The organism is Aquitalea pelogenes (assembly GCF_041914625.1).
GTDB lineage: Bacteria > Pseudomonadota > Gammaproteobacteria > Burkholderiales > Chromobacteriaceae > Aquitalea > Aquitalea pelogenes.
This window is the reverse complement of record NZ_JAYSDA010000005.1, coordinates 217,157-217,379: the sequence shown is the minus strand read 5'-3', so window position 1 is coordinate 217,379 and position 223 is coordinate 217,157. Positions and strand designations below refer to the sequence as shown.

Annotated in this window: 1 protein-coding gene; it reads right to left on the bottom strand. The window is 61.4% G+C overall.

The genetic code is table 11. The features are described 5' to 3' along the window. On the bottom strand, positions 1 to 223 hold a 223-nt coding region (locus tag ACE3SE_RS06490; RefSeq protein WP_374554286.1), incomplete at both ends, for a YDG domain-containing protein.

Genomic DNA, 223 nt, shown 5'->3' with positions numbered 1-223 from the left:
GTGACGGCCAGCGGGTTGATCGTCATGCTGCCCGACGCACCGCTCAGGGTGTAGTCGCTATCACTCAGTGTCAGGCTGTTGAAGCCTGACAAGCTGCGGTTGCCGGCATGGATGCTGTCCAGGGTGGCGGTGCCGCCCACGGTCACGCTGTCACCGTTGATCAGGTTGCTCACCGTCAGGTTGCTGCCTTGTGCCGTGCTCGTACCGTTATAGGTTTGACTGC